Origin of the sequence: Agrobacterium sp. InxBP2, from assembly GCF_026191755.1 — a bacterium.
GTDB classification, from domain to species: domain Bacteria; phylum Pseudomonadota; class Alphaproteobacteria; order Rhizobiales; family Rhizobiaceae; genus Agrobacterium; species Agrobacterium pusense.
Genome location: NZ_JAINDY010000036.1, coordinates 111,458 through 131,606, shown reverse-complemented (window position 1 = coordinate 131,606; position 20,149 = coordinate 111,458). Strand labels below are relative to the sequence as shown.

At 58.9% G+C, this 20,149-nt stretch carries 22 protein-coding genes; 9 read left to right on the top strand and 13 right to left on the bottom strand.

The window, feature by feature from the left end:
• Window positions 1-116: 116 nt before the first annotated feature.
• Window positions 117-416 (bottom strand): hypothetical protein, encoded by a 300-nt coding sequence (locus K7A42_RS24845; protein ID WP_282456076.1) that lies wholly within the window; start codon window positions 414-416, stop codon window positions 117-119.
• A gap of 679 nt (window positions 417-1,095) precedes the next feature.
• Window positions 1,096-2,259, bottom strand: a complete 1,164-nt coding sequence (locus K7A42_RS24840; RefSeq protein WP_004445691.1) for a M20 aminoacylase family protein — start codon at window positions 2,257-2,259, stop codon at window positions 1,096-1,098.
• Between the two features lie 164 nt (window positions 2,260-2,423).
• Between K7A42_RS24840 and K7A42_RS24835 the strand changes: the two genes are divergently transcribed.
• Together K7A42_RS24835 and K7A42_RS24830 are read left to right on the top strand one after the other, a co-directional pair.
• Window positions 2,424-3,542 carry a D-alanyl-D-alanine carboxypeptidase family protein gene (locus K7A42_RS24835; RefSeq protein ID WP_034497250.1) on the top strand — a complete coding sequence of 373 codons (1,119 nt, stop codon included), beginning with the start codon at window positions 2,424-2,426 and terminating at the stop codon, window positions 3,540-3,542.
• 192 nt (window positions 3,543-3,734) lie between these two features.
• A complete protein-coding gene (locus K7A42_RS24830) occupies window positions 3,735-4,877 on the top strand; it encodes a CobW family GTP-binding protein (protein ID WP_282456075.1) in 1,143 nt (380 codons plus the stop codon).
• Window positions 4,878-5,122: 245 nt separating this feature from the next.
• On the opposite strand, the gene K7A42_RS24825 is transcribed toward K7A42_RS24830, so the two are convergent.
• From K7A42_RS24825 to K7A42_RS24805, 5 genes are all read right to left on the bottom strand, one after another.
• On the bottom strand, window positions 5,123-5,359 hold the full coding sequence (locus K7A42_RS24825; protein ID WP_282456074.1) for a sulfurtransferase TusA family protein: 237 nt from the start codon (window positions 5,357-5,359) through the stop codon (window positions 5,123-5,125).
• Window positions 5,356-6,651: a L,D-transpeptidase family protein gene (locus tag K7A42_RS24820; RefSeq protein WP_006697153.1), complete on the bottom strand. Its 1,296-nt coding sequence runs from the start codon at window positions 6,649-6,651 to the stop codon at window positions 5,356-5,358. Before K7A42_RS24820 ends, K7A42_RS24825 begins: the two co-directional genes overlap by 4 nt.
• A gap of 191 nt (window positions 6,652-6,842) precedes the next feature.
• On the bottom strand, window positions 6,843-7,796 hold the full coding sequence (locus K7A42_RS24815) for an acetyl-CoA carboxylase carboxyltransferase subunit alpha (RefSeq protein ID WP_004445681.1): 954 nt from the start codon (window positions 7,794-7,796) through the stop codon (window positions 6,843-6,845).
• A gap of 62 nt (window positions 7,797-7,858) precedes the next feature.
• Window positions 7,859-8,845, bottom strand: a complete 987-nt coding sequence (xerD, locus tag K7A42_RS24810) for a site-specific tyrosine recombinase XerD (RefSeq protein WP_044459154.1) — start codon at window positions 8,843-8,845, stop codon at window positions 7,859-7,861.
• Window positions 8,842-9,015, bottom strand: coding sequence for a hypothetical protein (locus tag K7A42_RS24805; protein ID WP_034497628.1), 174 nt, complete (start codon window positions 9,013-9,015; stop codon window positions 8,842-8,844). Before K7A42_RS24805 ends, xerD begins: the two co-directional genes overlap by 4 nt.
• Window positions 9,016-9,203: 188 nt before the next feature.
• On the opposite strand from K7A42_RS24805, the gene K7A42_RS24800 reads away from it, so the two are divergent.
• Together K7A42_RS24800 and aroB are read left to right on the top strand one after the other, a co-directional pair.
• A complete protein-coding gene (locus K7A42_RS24800; RefSeq protein ID WP_004445677.1) occupies window positions 9,204-9,785 on the top strand; it encodes a shikimate kinase in 582 nt (193 codons plus the stop codon).
• 5 nt (window positions 9,786-9,790) lie between these two features.
• The gene (gene aroB, locus K7A42_RS24795) at window positions 9,791-10,924 is read left to right on the top strand and encodes a 3-dehydroquinate synthase (protein ID WP_044459155.1); all 1,134 of its coding nucleotides are present in this window, start codon (window positions 9,791-9,793) and stop codon (window positions 10,922-10,924) included.
• 226 nt (window positions 10,925-11,150) lie between these two features.
• On the opposite strand, the gene K7A42_RS24790 is transcribed toward aroB, so the two are convergent.
• A complete protein-coding gene (locus K7A42_RS24790; RefSeq protein ID WP_004445674.1) occupies window positions 11,151-11,432 on the bottom strand; it encodes a BolA family protein in 282 nt (93 codons plus the stop codon).
• A 115-nt stretch (window positions 11,433-11,547) separates the two neighbouring features.
• On the opposite strand from K7A42_RS24790, the gene K7A42_RS24785 reads away from it, so the two are divergent.
• From K7A42_RS24785 to K7A42_RS24770, 4 genes are all read left to right on the top strand, one after another.
• Window positions 11,548-12,183, top strand: coding sequence for a J domain-containing protein (locus K7A42_RS24785; RefSeq protein WP_004445673.1), 636 nt, complete (start codon window positions 11,548-11,550; stop codon window positions 12,181-12,183).
• Window positions 12,184-12,251: 68 nt separating this feature from the next.
• Window positions 12,252-13,241: a cobaltochelatase subunit CobS gene (cobS, locus tag K7A42_RS24780; protein WP_004445672.1), complete on the top strand. Its 990-nt coding sequence runs from the start codon at window positions 12,252-12,254 to the stop codon at window positions 13,239-13,241.
• A gap of 107 nt (window positions 13,242-13,348) precedes the next feature.
• Window positions 13,349-15,253, top strand: coding sequence for a cobaltochelatase subunit CobT (gene cobT / locus K7A42_RS24775; RefSeq protein WP_282456073.1), 1,905 nt, complete (start codon window positions 13,349-13,351; stop codon window positions 15,251-15,253).
• A gap of 37 nt (window positions 15,254-15,290) precedes the next feature.
• On the top strand, window positions 15,291-16,268 hold the full coding sequence (locus tag K7A42_RS24770; RefSeq protein WP_282456144.1) for an esterase-like activity of phytase family protein: 978 nt from the start codon (window positions 15,291-15,293) through the stop codon (window positions 16,266-16,268).
• A 2-nt stretch (window positions 16,269-16,270) separates the two neighbouring features.
• Here the strand turns inward: K7A42_RS24770 and K7A42_RS24765 are convergent, their stop codons facing one another.
• From K7A42_RS24765 to rpmB, 3 genes are all read right to left on the bottom strand, one after another.
• Window positions 16,271-16,606: a pentapeptide repeat-containing protein gene (locus K7A42_RS24765; protein WP_006697146.1), complete on the bottom strand. Its 336-nt coding sequence runs from the start codon at window positions 16,604-16,606 to the stop codon at window positions 16,271-16,273.
• Between the two features lie 89 nt (window positions 16,607-16,695).
• Window positions 16,696-17,340, bottom strand: a complete 645-nt coding sequence (locus K7A42_RS24760; protein ID WP_282456072.1) for a queuosine precursor transporter — start codon at window positions 17,338-17,340, stop codon at window positions 16,696-16,698.
• Window positions 17,341-17,449: 109 nt separating this feature from the next.
• Entirely contained in the window at window positions 17,450-17,740 is a 291-nt protein-coding gene (rpmB, locus tag K7A42_RS24755; protein WP_003509888.1) for a 50S ribosomal protein L28, read from the bottom strand.
• A gap of 253 nt (window positions 17,741-17,993) precedes the next feature.
• Here rpmB and K7A42_RS24750 point away from each other — a divergent pair, with 253 nt between their 5' ends.
• A complete protein-coding gene (locus K7A42_RS24750) occupies window positions 17,994-18,767 on the top strand; it encodes a DUF3108 domain-containing protein (protein ID WP_004445663.1) in 774 nt (257 codons plus the stop codon).
• A gap of 142 nt (window positions 18,768-18,909) precedes the next feature.
• Here the strand turns inward: K7A42_RS24750 and K7A42_RS24745 are convergent, their stop codons facing one another.
• Window positions 18,910-19,350, bottom strand: a complete 441-nt coding sequence (locus K7A42_RS24745) for a cupin domain-containing protein (protein WP_006697144.1) — start codon at window positions 19,348-19,350, stop codon at window positions 18,910-18,912.
• Window positions 19,350-20,120: a hydroxyacylglutathione hydrolase gene (gloB, locus tag K7A42_RS24740; RefSeq protein WP_006697143.1), complete on the bottom strand. Its 771-nt coding sequence runs from the start codon at window positions 20,118-20,120 to the stop codon at window positions 19,350-19,352. The genes K7A42_RS24745 and gloB overlap by 1 nt, the downstream gene beginning before the upstream one ends.
• Window positions 20,121-20,149: the final 29 nt, after the last annotated feature.

Here is a 20,149-nt window from a genome sequence, read left to right as displayed (position 1 = left end):
ACGGCGCGTCCAAGTCAACAACGGCCGCCGAGGGCTCCTGTAAGACAGGCCTTGTGACCGTCTCGTCGACCAAGTGCGGCAAGCCGGTCAACCGCGGGGAGATGACCGGTCCAATCCTATTGAGCCACATCGAACGAATGGCGGTCGATCCGCTCCTGAAGCGAAGCCACAACCGCTTGCAGAAACTCCCGGCGTCTTTGATTGGTCGTTGCCGCCAACGTCACCTGCAACCGGCTGCTGATCCCGTTCAGGAAGCCAACATGGTTGAAGCTGTCGGCGGCTATATTCACCTCCACCTCGTCCATGTAATGTGCCAGATGCGGTTCCAGCGCGAGATTTGCATCCGTCTGGTAGCAGGCAGCCATCTGTTCTCCAAGTGTGGACATCTGCACATATGGACCATATTCGTCGATCATCAAATCTCCCTCGTCTCGCGCGACCCACTTCGACAGGCGCCTCGTCGTCACTGATAGGAAATAGGAAGCGATCGCGGGCTTTCAACGTTCCCTTACGAAGCTTTGAACTTTCTGTGTTCTAGGAGGAAACGCTTTTATGTCGGTCGATCTGATATTTGCCAATTGCAGGCGGCCAGGCTGGCAAAGAATACGCACCACTTCTCGCGCCCGGACCAGCTGTCTGCTGGTCGCTATCCGATTATGTCATTGATTTTAAATAATTTTCAGGAAATGGTGTCCACGAGAGGATTCGAACCTCCGACCCCAGGATTCATACCGCTTCGGCTTTCGCCGCCGCCCTGCCTTGTCGGGAAGGGCGTTCGTGGTCTGGACTGTCCCTTCACCATGGGCCGTGAGGCCTTTAGGTGCTGCCCATCCAGTCTCTACACCTTCACCGGATTTCTCCGGAGCTTGGCTCGGGATTGGCATGCTGGAAGACCAGCGAAGCTTTCCCCGACTTTGAGCAGATCGATTGCGTCGTTTCCGGACGCAACCCCCAATTTGTCTTAGGAATCCTGTGCTCTATCCTGCTGAGCTACGTGGACACTGAATTGCTCTTTAACCTGACCCAGCCGGCGGATCAACCGCGTTCTTCATCGCGGTTGATCTCGTCCTCCGCTTTCTTCGCGTTGGCCTGACATCAGCTCGTCAGGCGCTGTTCTGCAAGTTTCACCCAATAGGAGATGCCGTAGGCGATGGCTTCGTCGTTGAAGTCATAACCCGGATTGTGGAGCCCGGCCGAATCGCCATTGCCAATGAAGATGAAGCAGCCGGGCCTTTCCTTCAGCATGAAGGAGAAATCCTCTCCTGCCATGGAGGGATCGACATCGGGGTCTACATTCGGTTCGCCAACCACATCGCGGGCCACACGGATAGCGTGGTCGGTTTCAGCGGCGTGGTTGAAGGTCACCGGGCAATAGCGCTCATAGACGACTTCGGCTTCTGCGCCATTGGCAAGCGCAATGCCTTCCGCCATCTGCTTGATACGCTCCTGGGCGAGATCGCGCACTGTCTCATCGAGGCTGCGCACGGTGCCGGCGATCAGCGCCTCGTTGGGAATGATGTTGTGGCTGGAGCCGGCCTGAAAGCGCGTGACCGAGACGACAACGGAGCGGATCGGATCGGCATTGCGTGAGGCGATCATTTGCAGGTTGCCTACGATCTGCGCGCCGATGGTGATGGGGTCGATCGTGCGATGCGGCTGGGCCGCATGGCCGCCTCGGCCCTTGACCGTGATTGAGAACTTGTCCGGTGCTGCCATGATGCCGCCCTTGCGGATGGCGAAGGCGCCAAGCGGAATGCCCGGCATATTGTGCATTCCGTAAACTTCGTCGATGCCGAAACGCTCCATCAGGCCGTCTTCGACCATGGCGAGCGCGCCGGCGCCGCCTTCTTCCGCTGGCTGGAAAATGACAGCGATCGAGCCCGCGAAATTGCGGGTCTCGGTGAGGTACTTCGCCGCGCCGAGAAGCATCGCGGTGTGGCCGTCATGGCCGCAGGCGTGCATGGCGCCGGGCGTTTTCGATGCCCAGGCTTTGCCGGTTTCCTCGACTATGGGCAGCGCGTCCATATCCGCGCGGAAGCCGATGGTGCGATTGCCTGGAAGATTGCCCCTGATGATGCCGACGACGCCGGTGCGGCCGAGACCGGTCACGATTTCGTCAACGCCGAAAGATTTCAGCTTCTCCGCGACGAAGGCCGCGGTGTTGTCGACATCATACAAAATCTCTGGATTTTCGTGCAGGTGATGCCGCCATTCGCTGACTTCCTGCTGGAGTTCGGCGGCTCTGTTCAAAATCGGCATTCGTTCATTCCTGGGTTCATCGGTACGGCGTGTCGTAAAACTCCATCCTCCGTGGTGGATAGTGCGCCGCATAATTGACGTAATCAATGTACTTTGCCATTGCTAGGACATATATGGTGAATATTGCCATTCCCCGACTGAAGACGGGAATTCGAGGACTAGCCTTGCCACAGACTTTCAAATCGCCAAACGCCGCCCGCCGGCTTTCCGCAGCCATTGCCATCATCACCGCAGGTGTCGTCGCCGCGGCCCCGGTGGCCAATGCCAATCCGAAAATGGTGGTCGATGTCAAAACCGGCAAGGTGATCTCGCACCAGGAAGCCTTCCGCAAATGGTATCCGGCTTCGCTGACCAAGCTGATGACCGCCTATATCGCCTTTTCGCAGATGAAGGCTGGCAAGATCAGCCCGCAGACCGAAGTGGTGATGAGCAAGAAGGCCGCCGACCAGCCCGCCTCCAAGATGTATTTCAAGCCCGGCCAGAAACTGACGATGGACAGCGCGCTGAAGCTGCTGCTGATCAAGTCCGCCAACGATATTGCGGTCGCGATTGCGGAGACCATCGGCGGCAACACGGATAATTTCGTGGCGCAGATGAATGCGCAGGCGCAGCGCCTCGGCATGAATTCCACGCATTACGTGAACCCCAATGGTCTGCCGGGGAAGGGCCAATACACTACGGCCCGTGACCTCGCGCTGCTGGCGCTGATCATCAAGCGGGAATTTCCCGAATATGCGCATTATTTCTCGCTTGAGGGCGTCACCACGGGCAAAAAGAATTACGCCAATTTCAACATGCTGGTTGGCCGCTTCGATGGCGCGGATGGCATGAAGACCGGCTTTATCTGCGCTTCCGGGTTCAACCAGGTGGCATCGGCCGTGCGCAATGGCCGCTCGATCATCACTGTGGTGCTGGGTGCCGATAGTCTCGCGGGTCGAACCGACCAGTCGGCCGATCTTCTGCAGATGGGCCTGACGTCTCCTTCCGGTCAGGGTGTCTCGCTCGCCTCGCTTGCCCCTTATGGCGATACCGCAGAGGTCAACGATATCAGCGCCGAAATATGCAACCCGAAGGCGGCGAAAATCCGCAGTGAGGGACGCGACGATGCCGGCCGCATGGTCATCCATTCGCCCTATGTGCAGGAAATGACCCGCCCGCCGGAATATTCCTTTGCCGGTCTTATACCGGGCAGCGAGACGGTCGCGGTTAATGCGCCCAAGGGCGCGGCCGCAAAGGGCCAATTGGCGAATGTGCCGATCCCGATCCCGCGCCCCACATTCTGACGGACAGGCGAAGGTGCCGGGAGAGGTCTCCCGGCCGCCTGCCATTTGGCTATTCGCAGATCGATCATGTTATGATATTACAGTGGCGCTCGCGGCTTCCAGCCTCGGGCGATTTGTTTTAGCTTCATGCCGTTGCGGGTTTTACGTCCTGAACTGACTTTCCCAAAGCGGCAATCAACATACAGGCCAGACATGTCTCGCGATCGTATCCCGGTTTCCATTATCACCGGATTTCTCGGCGCCGGAAAATCGACTCTGCTCAATCGGCTCCTCAAGGATCCTGACATGAGCGACGCAGCGATCATCATCAATGAATTCGGCGATGTCAGCATCGATCACATGCTGGTCGAAAGCGCGGGCGAGGGCATTATAGAACTGGCGGAAGGGTGCCTTTGTTGCACCGTGCGCGGCGAACTGGTGGACACGCTGGCGGAACTGATGGACGGTATCCAGACCGGCAAGCTGAAGCCGGTGAAGCGCGTGGTCATCGAAACGACCGGCCTTGCCGATCCCGCTCCCGTCATGCAGTCAGTCATGGGTAACCCCGTCATTGCGCAGAATTTCGTGCTGGTTGGCATGGTCACTGTGGTGGATGCCGTGAATGGCCTCTCCACACTCGACAATCATCAGGAAGCCGTGAAACAGGTGGCTGTGGCCGATCGTCTTGTGGTGACGAAACGAGCGCTCGCCGATGACGCCACGATTGCGGCATTGACTGCCCGCCTAGAGGCGCTCAATCCGCGCGCGATCATCGAGGACGGTGACAAAACCGACTGGAGCGCAGCTTATCTGCTCAATAACGGCCTTTACGATGCCGGCAATAAAACTGCCGATGTCAGCCGTTGGTTAGGCGAAGAGGCGCTGCACGATCACCACCACCATGATCATGCACATGATCACCATCACGGCGACCACGATGATCACCACCACCACCATGACCACGACGTGAACCGCCACGATGCATCCATTCGTTCCTTTTCGATCATACACGACGAGCCGATAAGCCCAATGGCCATCGACATGTTTGTGGATTTGCTGCGCTCGGCGCATGGTGAAAAGCTTCTGCGCATGAAGGCCATCGTAAAGCTCACGGACAATCCGGACAGGCCGTTGGTGCTCCATGGCGTGCAGACGATTTTTCACGCGCCGGAGCGTCTTTCCGCCTGGCCGGACCCCGCTGATCAGCGCACGCGCATGGTGCTGATTACGAAGGATTTGCCGGAGGCTTTCGTAAAGGACCTCTTCGCTGCCTTCACCAGCGCGCTGGGTATCGATCGACCTGACCGGCAGGCACTGACGGATAATCCTTTGGCGGTTTCGGGGTTGCGGTTTTAGGTCGCGCGGTGATGGCGTAGGTCGGTAGGAGTGGCTTACCCCCCTCTGCCCTGCCGGGCATCTCCCCCTCAAGGGGGGAGATCAGTTGCTGCGGCCGCTCGTTTTCTCACAAGCTCTACATTTCGGGCTACTGCATCGATAAAGATGATCGGAGCAAGCCGCTTGTCGATCTCCCCCCTTGAGGGGGAGATGTCCGGCAGGACAGAGGGGGGTAACCACGGACGAGAACGTTGAAACGCCGTGTATTACGGCCCCTTCATAATCCGAAACCGATGGCCCTTATCCAGCGCCGTCGTCTCCACCAGACGATGCCCATCCTCATTGCACATATGTGCAATATCGATCACCGCCAAAGGATCGGTCGTCTCGACGGTGAGAACATCCCCCGTCTTCAGCGTTGCAAGTTTCTTGCGGCTTCTCAAAACCGGAAGGGGGCATTTAAGCCCCCTCAAATCAAAGATGATCTCGCTTGTTGCGGTCATTCCTTGGCCCAGAACTTCCAGAAGGGCTTCTTCTCCGGTGCTTCCGGCGCCGGGGCTGCGGAATAGGCAAGCGGGTTCATGGCTGGCACCGGAACGCTCTGGGCAGCAGCGCCAGTCTGGCCTGCTGCAGGCGTAGCCGAGGCAACCATTGTCGGGGCAGCTGGTGCCGGGTTCGATTGCGGCGCCGTGGCCGGCTGGTTAGCCGAAGGGCGAGGGCCACGCAGCGCCGAGGCGGTTGCGGTGGTCGCTGGCGAAGACGATGTCACCTGCTGCGCCTTCTTCTCCATCAGCGCGGCATATTCCGTTTCCTTCATCAGCTTGCCGGCCTTCAGCGCCGAGCCCGTCGGGGCATAGGCGGGTTCGCGGCCCTTGCGCTTTTCGGCCACCAGCGCCTTGCGCTCGGCTTCGCTCGGGTCGTACCAGGCCATGCCTTCATATTTCTTCATCGCCTTTTCATAGGCGAGATCGTAGGTCTTCTCATAGCTCGAAAGCGCGCTGACGAGTGCAGGCGGCGTGCTCATGGGCGGGCACTGAGCCGAAGCGTTGAAGCTGCCGCCTTCCGCCTGCTGGTTGAAGACATATTTCTTCTCGCAGACATTCACTTCCGGCGGACGTTTGGTGACTTCGAAATTGTCGTAACCAACCTTCAGCATCTTCCAGAATTCGAGGTGCTCGCTCTTGCGATGACGGGCCATGTTTTCCGCCGTCATGCGGAAAGGAAATGCCTGCAGCTGAACTGTCTTCTGGCCGCCCTTGAAGGCATCGCGGGCAAAACCGTAGATTTCAAGAATCTGCGCATCCGTCATCGAATAACAGCCTGATGATGAGCAGGCGCCATGGATCATCAGGTTGGTGCCGTTGCGGCCATTGGCAGCATCGTAGCGGTTCGGGAAGCCGGTATTGATCGCGAGGTAATATTTCGAATTCGGATTGAGATGGGCTGGCGTCAGGTTGTAGAAACCTTCCGGCGCCTGCCGGTCGCCTTCCTTGACCTTGGGGCCGAGTTTTCCCGACCATGCGCAGATTTGATATTCGGCAATCTTGTCGAAACGGTTATCGCGCTTGGCCTTCCAGATTTCCAGCGCACCTTCTTCCTTGAAGATACGGATCATGATCGGCGACGTGCGGTCCATGCCCTTCTTGTCGATCTCGGCCAGAATGGACGGAGACAGCGGGTAATCAACCTTGTTCTTGATGTGCGACACATCACGTTCGACGGTTTCGAGTGTATCGTTACAACCGGCGAGAACGAGCGCGGTACAGGCAAGAAGTGCAAAATGTGTCAAACGCATGATCTGATCCGAAAGACGATGGCACGAAGTGGCGGCAGTTCTATACCGTTCCGTGTGCAATTTAAATACGGTATTAACCGTTTACATCTTCTTAACTCAAATCGGATCCGCCCCCGCGGCCGCCGATCCATCTTTTGATGTGACCGGACTATGGCCGAGTTGGGGCGATAGCGGCGGAAATTAAGGCCGCCTCAGAGATTACGGCCGATATCCAGGAACTTCTGGCGGCGTTCGGCCCTAAGCTGCGTGCCCGAGCGCTGGGAAAGATCGGCCAGCGCCTTGGCGATAACGTCGCCTGTCGCGCTGATCACGGTTTCCGGCGCGCGATGCGCGCCACCGATCGGCTCGGGAATGATACCATCGATGACGCCGAGCGACTTCAGATCTTCCGAGGTGATTTTCATATTGGTCGCGGCTTCCTTGGCGCGGGTCGAATCGCGCCAGAGGATGGATGCCGCACCTTCCGGCGAGATTACAGAGTAGATTGCATGTTCCAGCATGTAGACGCGGTTGCCGGTGGCAATCGCGATGGCTCCGCCCGAGCCGCCTTCGCCGATGACGACGGAGACGATCGGCACCTTCACGTTCAGGCACATTTCCGTCGAGCGGGCGATGGCCTCAGCCTGGCCGCGCTCTTCCGCACCCACGCCGGGGTAGGCGCCTGCGGTATCGATAAGCGTGACGACAGGCAGCGAGAAGCGGTCGGCCAATTCCAGCACGCGGATAGCCTTGCGGTAACCTTCCGGGCGCGGGCTGCCGAAATTGTGCTTCAGCCGGCTCTTGGTGTCATTGCCCTTTTCCTGGCCAATAATTGCGACTGGCTGACCGTTGAAACGGGCAAGGCCGGCCTGTATGGCGGCGTCTTCGGAGAACTTGCGGTCGCCGGCAAGCGGCGTGAAGTCCGTAAACAGCGCCTTGGCGTAATCGACGAAATGCGGACGCTGCGGATGACGCGCGACCTGCGTTTTCTGCCAGGCGTTCAGCTTGGAATAGATGTCCTGCATCGCATCGTTGACGCGCGATTCCAGGCGGTTGATCTCCTCCGAGGTGTCTATGCTCTCGTCTTCATCGGCAAGCTTCTTCAGCTCGATGATCTTGCCCTCAAGGTCCGAGATAGGTTTTTCGAAGTCGAGATAATTGTGCATGAGATCCGTTTCCGATCGTTTTGCGCAAGGTTTGACCGGATTATCCGGCGGTTCCGGTCGCTCTAATCAAGGTTTTTGCCCTGTTTGGCAAGGGGGTGATGTGTTTGTACCAGCTCTTGCAAGCGTTCTTCCAGCACATGTGTATAGATTTGTGTCGTGGAAATGTCGGAGTGGCCGAGCAGTTCCTGCACCGCGCGCAAATCCGCACCGTTCTGCAAGAGGTGGCTGGCGAAGGCGTGGCGCAGCACATGCGGTGACACTGCCGAGGGGTGCAGCCCGGCCCGAATGGCGATGTCCTTGAGGTCGCGGGCGAAGACCTGACGGGGCAGATAGCCTTCCTTGCTGTTGGATGGGAAGAGCCACGGGCTATCCGTCGCTTCGGCCTTTTTCGTTGCCTTGCCATTTTCTGAGGCAAGCGCCTTTAGGGCGGCTTCATATTTTTCCATGGCCTCGATGGCCGTTCGGGAAAGAAGAACCATCCGGTCCTTGTTACCCTTGCCGCGGATCATCAGGAAACGTCCTTCCTGACGCAGCACTTTAACCGGAAGCGAGACGAGTTCGCTGACACGCATGCCGGTCGCATAAAGAAGCTCAAGCAGCAGATGCATGCGGATGCGCGCGAGCTGGCCGGGACCTTCGGTTGCCGCTTCCTGCGCCGCAAGCCCGAGGAGACGGTTTACATCGGCGACGCTCATCGTTTTCGGCAGGGCAACGCCCTTCTTGGGCGCATCGATGATGCCGGTCGGGTCGTCACTGCGCAGGCCTTCCGAATAAAGAAAGCGATAAAACTGCCGCATGGATGAGAGGCGTCTCGCCTGCGAGGTCGCAGCGAAGCCTTGCGCGGAAAGATGGGTCAGATAGGCGGAAAGGTCCGATGTGGCGGCTTCTGTCAGAGACTGGCGGCGGCTCCCAAGGAACTCGCGCAGGTCCGTCAGATCACGCTCGTAAGATGCGAGCGTGTTGGCGGCTGCACCCCGCTCGGCGCTCATCATCTCCAGAAAACTCTCCAGCCGCGCGCTGTCGCGCCCCCCCGCCGGTTGACCGCTCATGGGGTGCGCCTTGCCGGTTCTGCCCCCGGTGGGTTCAGCCTTTCCGAGGGAATGCGCACCGTTACTTCGCGGTCGCGGGGCTGAACGACCATGACAAGCAGCACCATGCCGCCATAGACCAGCCCCGCGATGGTCGCCAGTATCATCGTGAAGCGGAAGAGGGTGGGCATGGCGGCTCCGTGAAGGTGGCGATCGAAACGTATATGCGGTGCGGCGAAACCGGCGGCAAGCTGAAAAAGCCTGCCACTGTCGCCGCCGCATGCGGCGATCATTGTGATTCACCGCAATTCAGTCAGCAATTTGGCTTGACGCTTCGTAAACATTTGCAGATATCCATGCCAAACGGGCTTTCAAATTTATGAGCGAAACGAATTTATCCGTCCCGGCCACACTCGGGGAGCAAGCGCGGGCAAAACTCGGACGGCGCAATATCGTCTTTGTCGGACTGATGGGCGCCGGAAAGTCGGCGATAGGCCGCATGGTTGCCCAGCAGCTCAGGGTTCCCTTCATCGATACGGATGTCGAAATCGAACGGGTTTCGCGCATGACGATATCAGAACTTTTTGCCACCTATGGTGAAGAAGAATTCCGGGCGCTGGAAACGCGGGTCATCAAGCGGCTGCTGCGCGGCGGGCCCAAGGTCATCTCAACTGGCGGCGGCGCCTTCATAAACGACAATACGCGCCGGCACATCAGCCGTGGTGGGATTTCGCTGTGGCTGAAGGCGGATCTGGAGGTGTTGTGGGAGAGGGTGAACAAGCGTGATCACCGCCCGCTTCTCAAGACCGAAAACCCCAGGGCCACGCTGGCGGCCCTGATGGAGAAGCGCTATCCGATCTATTCGGAAGCAGATCTCACCATCGAATCCCGTGATGTCCGCAAGGAAATCATCGTGACCGAAGTGCTGGCCGCCATTGCCGGCATCGAACAGAAAGACTGATTCCCATGACGCCTTCTGAAATCCACGCCGATGAACGTCTCGTCCATGTGCCGCTCGGCGAGCGCGCCTATGACATTCTGATCGGGCCCGGCCTCATCGGCCGGGCGGGCGGCGAAATCTCGGCGCGGCTGAGGGGCCGGCGCGCGGCGATCATCACCGATGAGCATGTCGCGCCGCTCTACCTTGAAGGCTTGATGGATGGACTGCAGACGGACGGCATCGAGGCTGTTTCCCTGACCCTGCCGGCCGGTGAAAAGACCAAGAGCTTCGAGCATCTCGTCACTGTCTGCGATGCGGTTCTAGCCGCAAGGGTGGAGCGCAATGATGCGGTAATCGCGCTTGGCGGCGGCGTGATCGGCGATCTCGCCGGTTTTGCAGCCGGTATCGTCCGCCGCGGCGTACGTTTCGTGCAGATACCGACCTCGCTTCTGGCGCAGGTCGATTCCTCCGTCGGCGGCAAGACAGGCATCAACACCCGCCACGGCAAGAACCTCATTGGCGTCTTCCACCAGCCTGATCTGGTGCTGGCGGATACGGCGGTGCTCGATACGCTCAGTCCGCGCGAATTCCGCGCCGGCTACGCCGAAGTGGTGAAATACGGCCTGATCGACAAGCCGGATTTTTTCTTCTGGCTGGAAAAGAATTGGGACGACATCCGTACCGGCGGCCCTGCCCGCATCCAGGCGATTGCGACCAGCTGCCAGGCCAAGGCAGACGTGGTGGTGGCCGACGAAAAGGAAAACGGCGTACGCGCCCTTCTGAATCTCGGCCACACCTTCGGTCACGCACTGGAGGCGGCGACCAATTACGACGGCAAGCGGCTGGTGCATGGTGAAGGTGTCGCCATCGGCATGGTGCTGGCGCACCAGTTCTCTGCCCGCCTGAACCTCGCAAGTCCTGACGATGCCGCGCGCGTCGAAGCGCACCTGAAGGCAGTCGGCCTGCCGACCACGATAAAAGATATTCCTGGAGAATTGCCGCCCGTCGAAACGCTGATGACGGCAATTGCGCAGGACAAGAAAGTCAAGGGCGGCAAGCTCACCTTCATCCTCACCCACGGCATTGGCCAGTCCTTCGTGGCGGATGACGTTGCGGCATCCGAGGTGCAGTCCTTCCTGTCGGAGAAGCATCCGGGGTGAACTGGCGCTGAGAGGTACGGTGAGAGCGCCCCCTCATCGCCTGGCTTCGCTCCGGCACTTCTCCCCGGCGGGGAAAAGAACAAGCTGTTTTGGCAATGCTCTACGGGGAAAAGTTGCTGGCGCGTTGAGCAAGGCGTTGCCGCCCGGTTTCTTCTCTCCGCCGGTGAGAAGGTAGCCGAAGGGCCGGGTAAGGGGGCTTGCTCTCGGTTCTGATGACAACCTTTACTTAAAACCGCACCGCTTCCCCCGGTGCCGCTGCCTCTATCGCCAGAGCATGCAGCCCGGCATCGAGTTCGGGCTTCAAAAGCGCGTTGATTGCCCGGTGCCGTTCGATGCGGGACTTGCCGGAAAAGCTCTCCGACACTATCTGAACACGCATATGCGTTTCGCCGGTACCTGTGATATCCGGCTGGTGGCCCGCATGCATCTGGCTTTCATCGACGACCCTCAGGCGCTCCGGTGAAAAGCTTTCCCGAAGCTTGGTTTCTATGCGCTCTCGCAGAGACATTCGAAGGGCTCCAATACTGTTTGCCGGTCTTTGAAGGGGGCTCCCTAAAAGCCTGTAACATTCCGCTTTGTCAATTCTTGTTGTGCGGCTTTTCGCACCCCATAATCAGGGCATCATGAAACTGGATTCGAAATATTTCGACCGCATCCGCACGCGCCGGAAAAGGGAGCGGGAACCTGAGGTTCAGGCCCCAACCTGCCAGTGGGACGGATGCGACAAGCCGGGCATTCACCGGGCACCCGTCGGCCGCAATGCCGAGGGGCAATTCTTCCTGTTCTGTTTTGAGCACGTGAAGGAATATAATAAAGGCTATAATTATTTTTCCGGCCTGTCCGACAGCGAGATCGCCCGTTACCAGAAGGAAGCGATCACCGGCCATCGCCCCACCTGGACGGTTGGCGTCAACAAGACCGCCCGCGACAGCCCGCTGCATTCCACGCTGCGCTCCGGCACGGCGAGCGGCAATGCCCGTATCCGTGATCCTTTCGGCTTTGCCGGCGGTTTCGCGGGTGGCTCGAAGGCAGGCGGCACCCGCATGCAGCAGGACCGAAAATTGAAGACGCTGGAGGCAAAAGCCTTCGATACGCTCGGACTTTCTTCCAGTGCAAAGCAGGAAGACATAAAAAGGCGCTATAAGGAGCTTGTCAAAAAGCACCATCCTGATGCTAATGGTGGCGATCGTGGTTCGGAAGAACGTTTTCGGGCTGTTGTTCAAGCATATCAATTGTTAAAGCAGTCAGGTTTCTGCTAAGCCAACTTCTGTGTTTACCGCCTGATTGATGATGTGGCCGGGTGGCTGCCGCCCGCCTTGGAGACGTGATGAGCAAAATCGACCTTGATATTTCCAACCTGCCCGACACGACGGTGTCCGTGCGGGAGGTTTTCGGCATTGATACGGATCTGCGGGTTCCCGCCTATTCCCAGGGCGACGCCTATGTGCCTGATCTCGATCCCGACTATCTTTTCGACCGCGACACGACGCTCGCGATCCTTGCCGGTTTTGCTCACAACCGACGTGTCATGGTCTCCGGTTTCCACGGCACGGGTAAATCCACCCATATCGAGCAGGTGGCTGCCCGTCTCAACTGGCCCTGCGTGCGCGTCAACCTCGACAGCCATGTCAGCCGTATCGATCTCGTCGGCAAGGACGCCATCGTCCTGAAAGACGGCAAACAGGTTACCGAATTCAAGGACGGCATCCTGCCCTGGGCCTACCAGCACAATGTCGCGCTTGTCTTCGATGAATATGATGCCGGTCGCCCGGATGTGATGTTCGTGATCCAGCGCGTGCTGGAATCGTCTGGCCGCCTGACCCTGCTTGACCAGAGCCGCGTTATCCGTCCTCATCCGGCCTTCCGCATTTTCGCGACCGCCAACACCATCGGCCTTGGTGATACGACCGGCCTTTACCACGGCACGCAGCAGATCAACCAGGCGCAGATGGACCGCTGGTCCATCGTCACCACGCTGAATTATCTGCCGCATGAGCAGGAAGTGAACATCATCGCCGCCAAGGTGAAGAGCTTCGACAATCCGAAGGGACGCGAAACCGTCTCCAAGATGGTGCGCGTGGCGGATCTTACCCGTTCGGCTTTCATCAATGGCGATCTCTCCACCGTCATGAGCCCGCGTACCGTCATCACCTGGGCGGAAAATGCGGAAATCTTCGGCGATCTCGCCTTTGCCTTCCGCGTGACGTTCCTCAACAAGTGCGACGAGCTGGAGCGCACGCTGGTGGCCGAACAGTATCAGCGGGCCTTTGGCGTCGAGCTGAAGGAAAGCGCTGCGAACATCGTTCTCAGCGCCTGATCGTTCCCGGCTTGCCCGGAAAAGATCATCCATGACTTAAGGACGCCGGCGGATCGCGCACCCAGAGATGCGTGGGCCGCAGGCGTCGACAATCGACAGGAAAGACAATGGCAGCGCGCGGCGACAATTCCAGAGCGAAACCGGGTACGGCGGTCGATACGGAACCGTTGCGTCAGGCGATTGCCGGATGCGTGCGATCCGTCGCTGGCGATGCCGAAGTCGAAGTCGTTTTCGCCAATGAACGGCCGGGTCTTGCCGGCGAGCGCATGCGCCTGCCGGAAATTTCCAAGAAACCCACCGCGCAGGAAATCGCGATAACCCGCGGCCTCGGCGATTCCATGGCGCTGCGTCTCGCCTGCCACGATGCGGATACCCATGCGGTGATGTCGCCGCAGGGCGCTGAAGCGCGGTTGATCTTCGATGCGGTAGAGCAGGCGCGCGTTGAATCGATCGGTGCGCTGCGGATGCCGGGCATGGCTTCCAATATCCATGCCATGAACACGGAAAAATACGCCAAGGCGAATTTTGCCGGTATTACAAAACAGGATGATGCTCCTCTTGCCGAAGCCGTTTCGCTGTTGGTGCGCGAGAAGCTGACAGGCGAAAAGCCGCCGGAAAGTGCCGGCAAGGTTCTCGACCTCTGGCGCGACTTCATCGAGGACAAGGCTGCCGGCGACCTGAACGATCTTTCCAAGGTGATCGGCGACCAGAAGGCGTTTTCGCGTCTTGTGCGCAAGATGCTGACCTCCATGCAGATGGCGGAGGATTTCGGCGACGAGGATAACGAGCCGGAAAGCCAGGAAGCGGAATCCAACGAGGACCAGCCGCGCACCAACGAGACCGAAGAAGAGCAGGTTGAGGAAGAGGCCGGCTCCGACGCGACGCCCGCCGATGAGAACGAGGCCTCGCAGGAGGAAATGGAAGAAGGCGAGATGGACGGCGCCGAGATGTCGGACGAGGAAATGTCCGACGATCTCGACGAGGATTCCGAAACGCCTGGCGAGACCCGCCGTCCCAACAGCCCTTTCGATGATTTCAACGAGAAAGTCGATTACCGCATCTTCACGCAGGAATTCGACGAGGAAATCCACGCCGAGGAACTGTGCGACGAGGCCGAGCTTGACCGTCTGCGCGCCTTCCTCGACAAGCAGCTTGCTCATCTGCAGGGCGCTGTGGGGCGTTTGGCGAACCGTCTGCAGCGCCGCCTGATGGCGCAGCAGCACCGTTCCTGGGATTTCGATCTGGAAGAGGGTTATCTCGATCCGGCCCGCCTCGTCAGGCTCATCATCGATCCCATGCAGCCGCTCTCCTTCAAGAAGGAACGGGACACCAAATTCCGCGATACCGTGGTTTCGCTGGTCATCGACAATTCCGGTTCGATGCGCGGCCGTCCGATCACGGTTGCCGCCACCTGCGCCGATATTCTCGCGCGTACCCTGGAGCGCTCCGGTGTAAAGGTGGAAATTCTGGGCTTCACCACCAAGGCATGGAAGGGCGGGCAATCGCGTGAGCAATGGCTCGCCAGCGGCAAGCCGGCTTCGCCGGGCCGCCTTAACGATCTGCGCCATATCATCTACAAGTCGGCGGATGCGCCGTGGCGGCGCGCACGGCGCAATCTCGGCCTGATGATGCGCGAAGGCTTGCTCAAGGAAAACATCGACGGCGAGGCGCTGATGTGGGCGCATAATCGCCTGATCGGCCGCCCCGAGCAGCGCAAGATCATGATGATGATCTCTGATGGTGCGCCGGTGGACGATTCAACCCTGTCGGTCAATCCGGGCAACTATCTGGAGCGGCACCTGCGCGCCGTTATCGAGCAGATCGAAACGCGTTCGCCGGTGGAGCTGCTGGCAATCGGTATCGGTCATGACGTGACACGTTATTACCGCCGCGCGGTCACCATTGTGGATGCGGACGAGCTGGCTGGCGCGATGACCGAACAGCTCGCGGCGCTCTTTGAAGATACGAGCGGCGCTGCCGGTTCGTCCCGCAGGGTCCGTCGTGCGGGATAAGCAGGGCGGGGCGTCCTCCGCCCGCAAAACGCTCTTGATGGCCGCCATTCTGGCGGCCGTATCGCTTTGTCCGGTTTCCATTGGCGCGTCCGCCATCGATGTGCCGGTCAGCGTCCGTCAGCTCTCCGGTTTCGAGGTCGGCACCAGCGAAAAACGTTTCGGCAAGCTGGAATTCATTGGCGGCATGGTGATGAGTGCGCCGGAAAAGTTGTTCGGCGCTATCTCCTCCATTCGGTTCCGCCCCAACGGGGAAGACTTCGTTGCGGTGCTGGATACCGGCCACTGGCTGACCGGTAGGGTGACACGTGACGCTGTCGGGGCGCTGTCTGGTCTTGCTGAAGTCCGTATTACCCCGATGCTGGACATGAACGGCCGCGAACCGCCGCGCAAGATGGAGATGGATGCGGAAGGGCTGGCGCTCCGCGGCGGCAGGGTTTTCGTCAGTTACGAGCAACGCCACAGGATCGATATCTATCCCGATCCGGGCTTTGCCACCTCAAAGCCACTTGGCCGTCTGCCGCATCTCATTCCCAATAATGAGCTGCGCCACAATGGCGGCATGGAGGCGCTGGCGGTCTCGCCAGCCGATTCGCCGCTCGCGGGCGCTCTCGTCGTCGTTGCGGAGAAAAGCATTGATGCGGACGGCAATCTTCTCGCCGCGGTCCTTGAGGGGCCGCTGAAAGGCACATTCGCGGTTACCCACCATCCCTCGTTCGACGTGACTGATGGCGCATTCCTGCCCAATGGCGACCTGTTGCTGCTCGAGCGCCGCTTCAATTTTGCCGAAGGCGTCGGCATGCGCATCCGCCGCATACACGGTGCTGATATCCGGCCGGGCGCGGTGGTGGATGGTGAAATCCTCATGGAAGCCGGCATGGCCTACCAGATCGACAATATGGAAGGCATGGATGTGGTGAAGGGGCCGGATGGTTCGACGCGCCTCGTCATCATTTCTGATGACAACCACTCTTTCCTCCAGCGCAACCTGATGCTGGAATTCAGACTAGTGGAGTAAAATCAAGTCTGCTGCTGTGCCGCCTTGTAGGCAGCCATCAAATCCTCGACGGGAATGCCGTCGATCTTCATGCCGGTCATTCGGCATGACGTTATCTGCGCACCGGACAGATTTGAGTTGCTCAGTTTCAGACCGGAAAAATTGACGTCATCGATCGACCAGCCGGACATGTTGTTATCCGTGAACGACGCACCCGACAAATTAATATTGTTGAAGCTCGCCCCGGAAAGATTGACGTTGTCGAAGACCGTGCCGGAAAGATTGACGTCATTGAAGGTTGAGCCTGAAAGCGTAGCGCTGGCGGCTTCTACAATGTCGATAACGTCCTTGATCTGCATGTCTACCTGCCTCCGCGCTGTGCCACGGACGACAGACTGCAATGCTGACGGCTGGCTTGCAAGCGCGATTTGATCCGCGCTTGACGGTCTCAAACGCGGCCGGTTTTGACGGCGCCCGGCATCGGCTTCAGCGTGTTCATCAGCGCGCCGTAAGGCAGGAGCATGACAAGGCCGACGAGAACCTTCACCGAAAGATCACCCAGGGCCCATGAAATCCAACGGGGCGCTTCCACGGCGAAGACACCGAGGATGGGAGCGTTTTCGATGGCGAAGGCATCGTTGGGGCCGAAGAAGGAGAAGCTTGCCGCAAAGGCGATGGAGAAGAAGAGCGCCGTATCCAGCACCGAACCCAGCATGGAGCCGGCCAGCGGCGCATGCCACCAGCGCTGGCGGCGCAGGCGGTTGAACACGGAAATGTCCAGCAGCTGACCGATCAGATAAGCCGTCCCAGAGGCGACTGCAATGCGTGGAATGGATGTCCAGAAGGACAGCGTGACCCCGACGACAAAGCCCGCAAGCACGACGCGGCGCGCGATGGATGGGCCAAACTGGCGGTTCGTCAGGTCCGTGACAAGGAAGGCGATTGGATAGGTGAAGGCACCCCAGGTCAGCAGGTCGCCGAGATTGATGCCGAACAGCGAACCGGAAAGCGGATATTGCACCAGAATATTGGACGCAACGACCACGAGGGTCATCAGCACGACATAGATAAGCGTATAGCGCAGGTAGAGCATTTTTTTATCCTGGGTGATGCCACCAGTTGGAACCGGATTAAACAAGCAAAAGGCTTGAGCGGCCAAAGCCAGTCAAGCCTTCCGAATGTCGATGATGTCGAAACTGCTATTAAGCAGCTTCAGCCGTCTTCTTGGCGATCTGGCGGCGCAGGAGACGAGCGCGCATGCTCAGTTCGTTTTCGCCGGACTTCAGAAGGAAGGCATCGAGGCCGCCACGGTGTTCAACGGAGCGCAGAGCGGCTGCGGAAACACGCAGGCGGAAACGCTGGCCGAGAGCATCGGAGATCAACGTAACCTGGCAAAGGTTCGGAAGGAACCGGCGCTTGGTCTTGTTGTTGGCGTGGCTGACGTTGTTGCCCGTCTGGACGCCCTTGCCGGTCAATTCGCATACACGGGACATGGGTACACCTATTTCGTTTCGTCTGTTTCACCACTGGCTCGCCACCGGCAAAAACCGGGGTGGCAATCCAACTGGCCATGATTGGAAAGTTGCGGTTCTATAGTCAGACGAGACTTAACAGTCAAGCCGCTCGCGAGCAAATGAAAGGAAATTCCGGCGTTTTCAACCGGCATCCGCTTTTTTATTGCCACAAGTCGGCGTATATCATCGCCCGATAAGGCCGCTTCCGCGCCTCTTTTAAGGTGATATCGAAATGATTGCCAGAGGAAAAAGCATTTTCGTGGCCGCGACAATGGCGTTAGCGGGTGTCTCCCCCTCGCTCGCTGCCGAAGCGCGCCACACAAGCGAATACAGCATCAATCTCGGCATTTTGCCGATTGCCAAAGCGAGTTTTTCGACTCGCATGGATGGACCAAATTATTCGATCTCCGGGTCCTTCAGTGCCGCCGGTCTTGCCAGCATTCTCAAGGATATTTCCGGCAAGACGACCGTTTCCGGCGCCAGGCGTGGCCACCGGCTGCAGGCCAACGAGTATTCGCTGGTCTATAAGGACGGCAAACGCGTGCGCACCTATGACGTCGTCTATCGCAACGGCAACGTGACATCGACGACGGTGAAACCGGAGCCGAAGACACGGCCGGACAATTGGGTTGATGTGAAAGACCGCGACCTGCGCTCGGTTCTCGATCCGATTTCCGGTCTCATCATTCCCGCGGGCGGCCGCATCTGCCCGACTCGCCTGCCGATCTATGACGGCGAATCGCGACTCGATCTCGTTTTGAGCTCCAGCGGCACCAAGCCGTTCAAGACCAATGGTTTTAATGGCGATGCCATCGTCTGCAAGGCGCGTTATGTGCCGAAGTCGGGTTACCGGCAGGGGCGCAAGGATATCGAATATCTGAAATCCATTTCGATGGAGATCTGGTTCGCCAAGTCGAACAACATGGATGTCTATGCGCCCGTTTATGCGATCATCCCGACGCGGGTGGGACAGGTCTACATCACCGCCACGAAATACGGCGGCTGACTAAGGCTGATGGTAGTGTAAGAAAAGCAGACGTTGCGGCGTATTTTTTCTCGCCGCCAGGGAGAGGGTGGCCCGAAGGGTCGGATGAGAGGGCAAGCTCTCGCTTTGCCTCCTCATCCCGCTGCCAGCATTGCTCTGAAAGTTACTGCGCATCCCCAGGCGACCAGCCGGGTTCGGCCATGACGAAACTCGAAAAGGCAAAGCCCGGCGAGACGGTGCAGCCGACGAGGGTATAATCACCGAGGCTTTCGGCCGACTGCCAGCAATTGGCGGGAACGATGACCTGCGGGCGCTCGCCTTCCAGAATGGCAGGGCCGAGCGTGAAGGTCTGCACTTCCCGGCCATCCTGCGAAAGATGCAGCGCGATCGGCGCGCCGGCATAATAGTGCCAGACTTCCACCGCATCGGTTACCCGATGCCAGTGCGAGCGATCGCCTTTTTCCAGGAGATAATAAATGGCCGTCGAATGACCGCGATCGCCGCCGGCCTTGTCACGGAAAGTCTGGTAGTAAAAACCGCCCTCGGGATGCGGCTCGAGTCCCAGTTCACGAATGATCGCCTGCGCAGATATATCCGTTCCCATCAGAAATTATCCTTGCGCGTGCGGATTTCCGCGAAGACGTCGGCATCGGTGGCGCTTTCCAGACCAAGATTTTTGCGAATGCCGGTATCCGCCACCCGCATATAGGGGTTGGTCTGTTTTTCGAGCCCGATGGTGGTGGGAATCGTGAATTCATTCGCCTGCCGTGCCTTTTCCACCTTTTCCGCGCGGTCACGCAGCGCGGCATTATCGGGGTCGACGGTCAGGGCAAAGCGGGCATTGCTCAGCGTGTATTCATGGCCGAAATAGACCTTGGTCTCATCCGGCAAAGCCATCAGCTTCTGGAAGGAATGCCACATATCCGCCGCCGGGCGTTCGAAAAGGCGGCCGCAGCCCATGGCAAACAGCGTATCAGCGGCAAACAGCAGCCCGTCATCCGGCATATAATAACAGATATGCCCCGCCGTATGGCCGGGTGTGGCGATGATCTGAACGCGGCGGCCGGCGAATTCGAATTCGTCGCCATCGGCCTGCGAGCGGTCGAGCCCCGGTATGGCCACGGCCTCATCGTAAGGGCCGTAAATTTCGCACTGAAACTTGTCTTTCAGCGCAAGATTGGCTTCCACATGGTCCTGATGGTGATGCGTGGTGAAAATATGGGTGAGCTTCCAGCCGTGGCCGTCGAGAGCGTGCAGGATAGGGCCTTCTTCCGGCGCGTCGATGGCGGCAGTCGCCCCGCTTTCGGGGTCGTGCAACAGAACCCCGAAATTGTCGCTGCGGCAAAGAAAGACGTCTATTTCCAAAGGTTTCATCGTATCCTCTCCATTTGCCGGCCAAAACC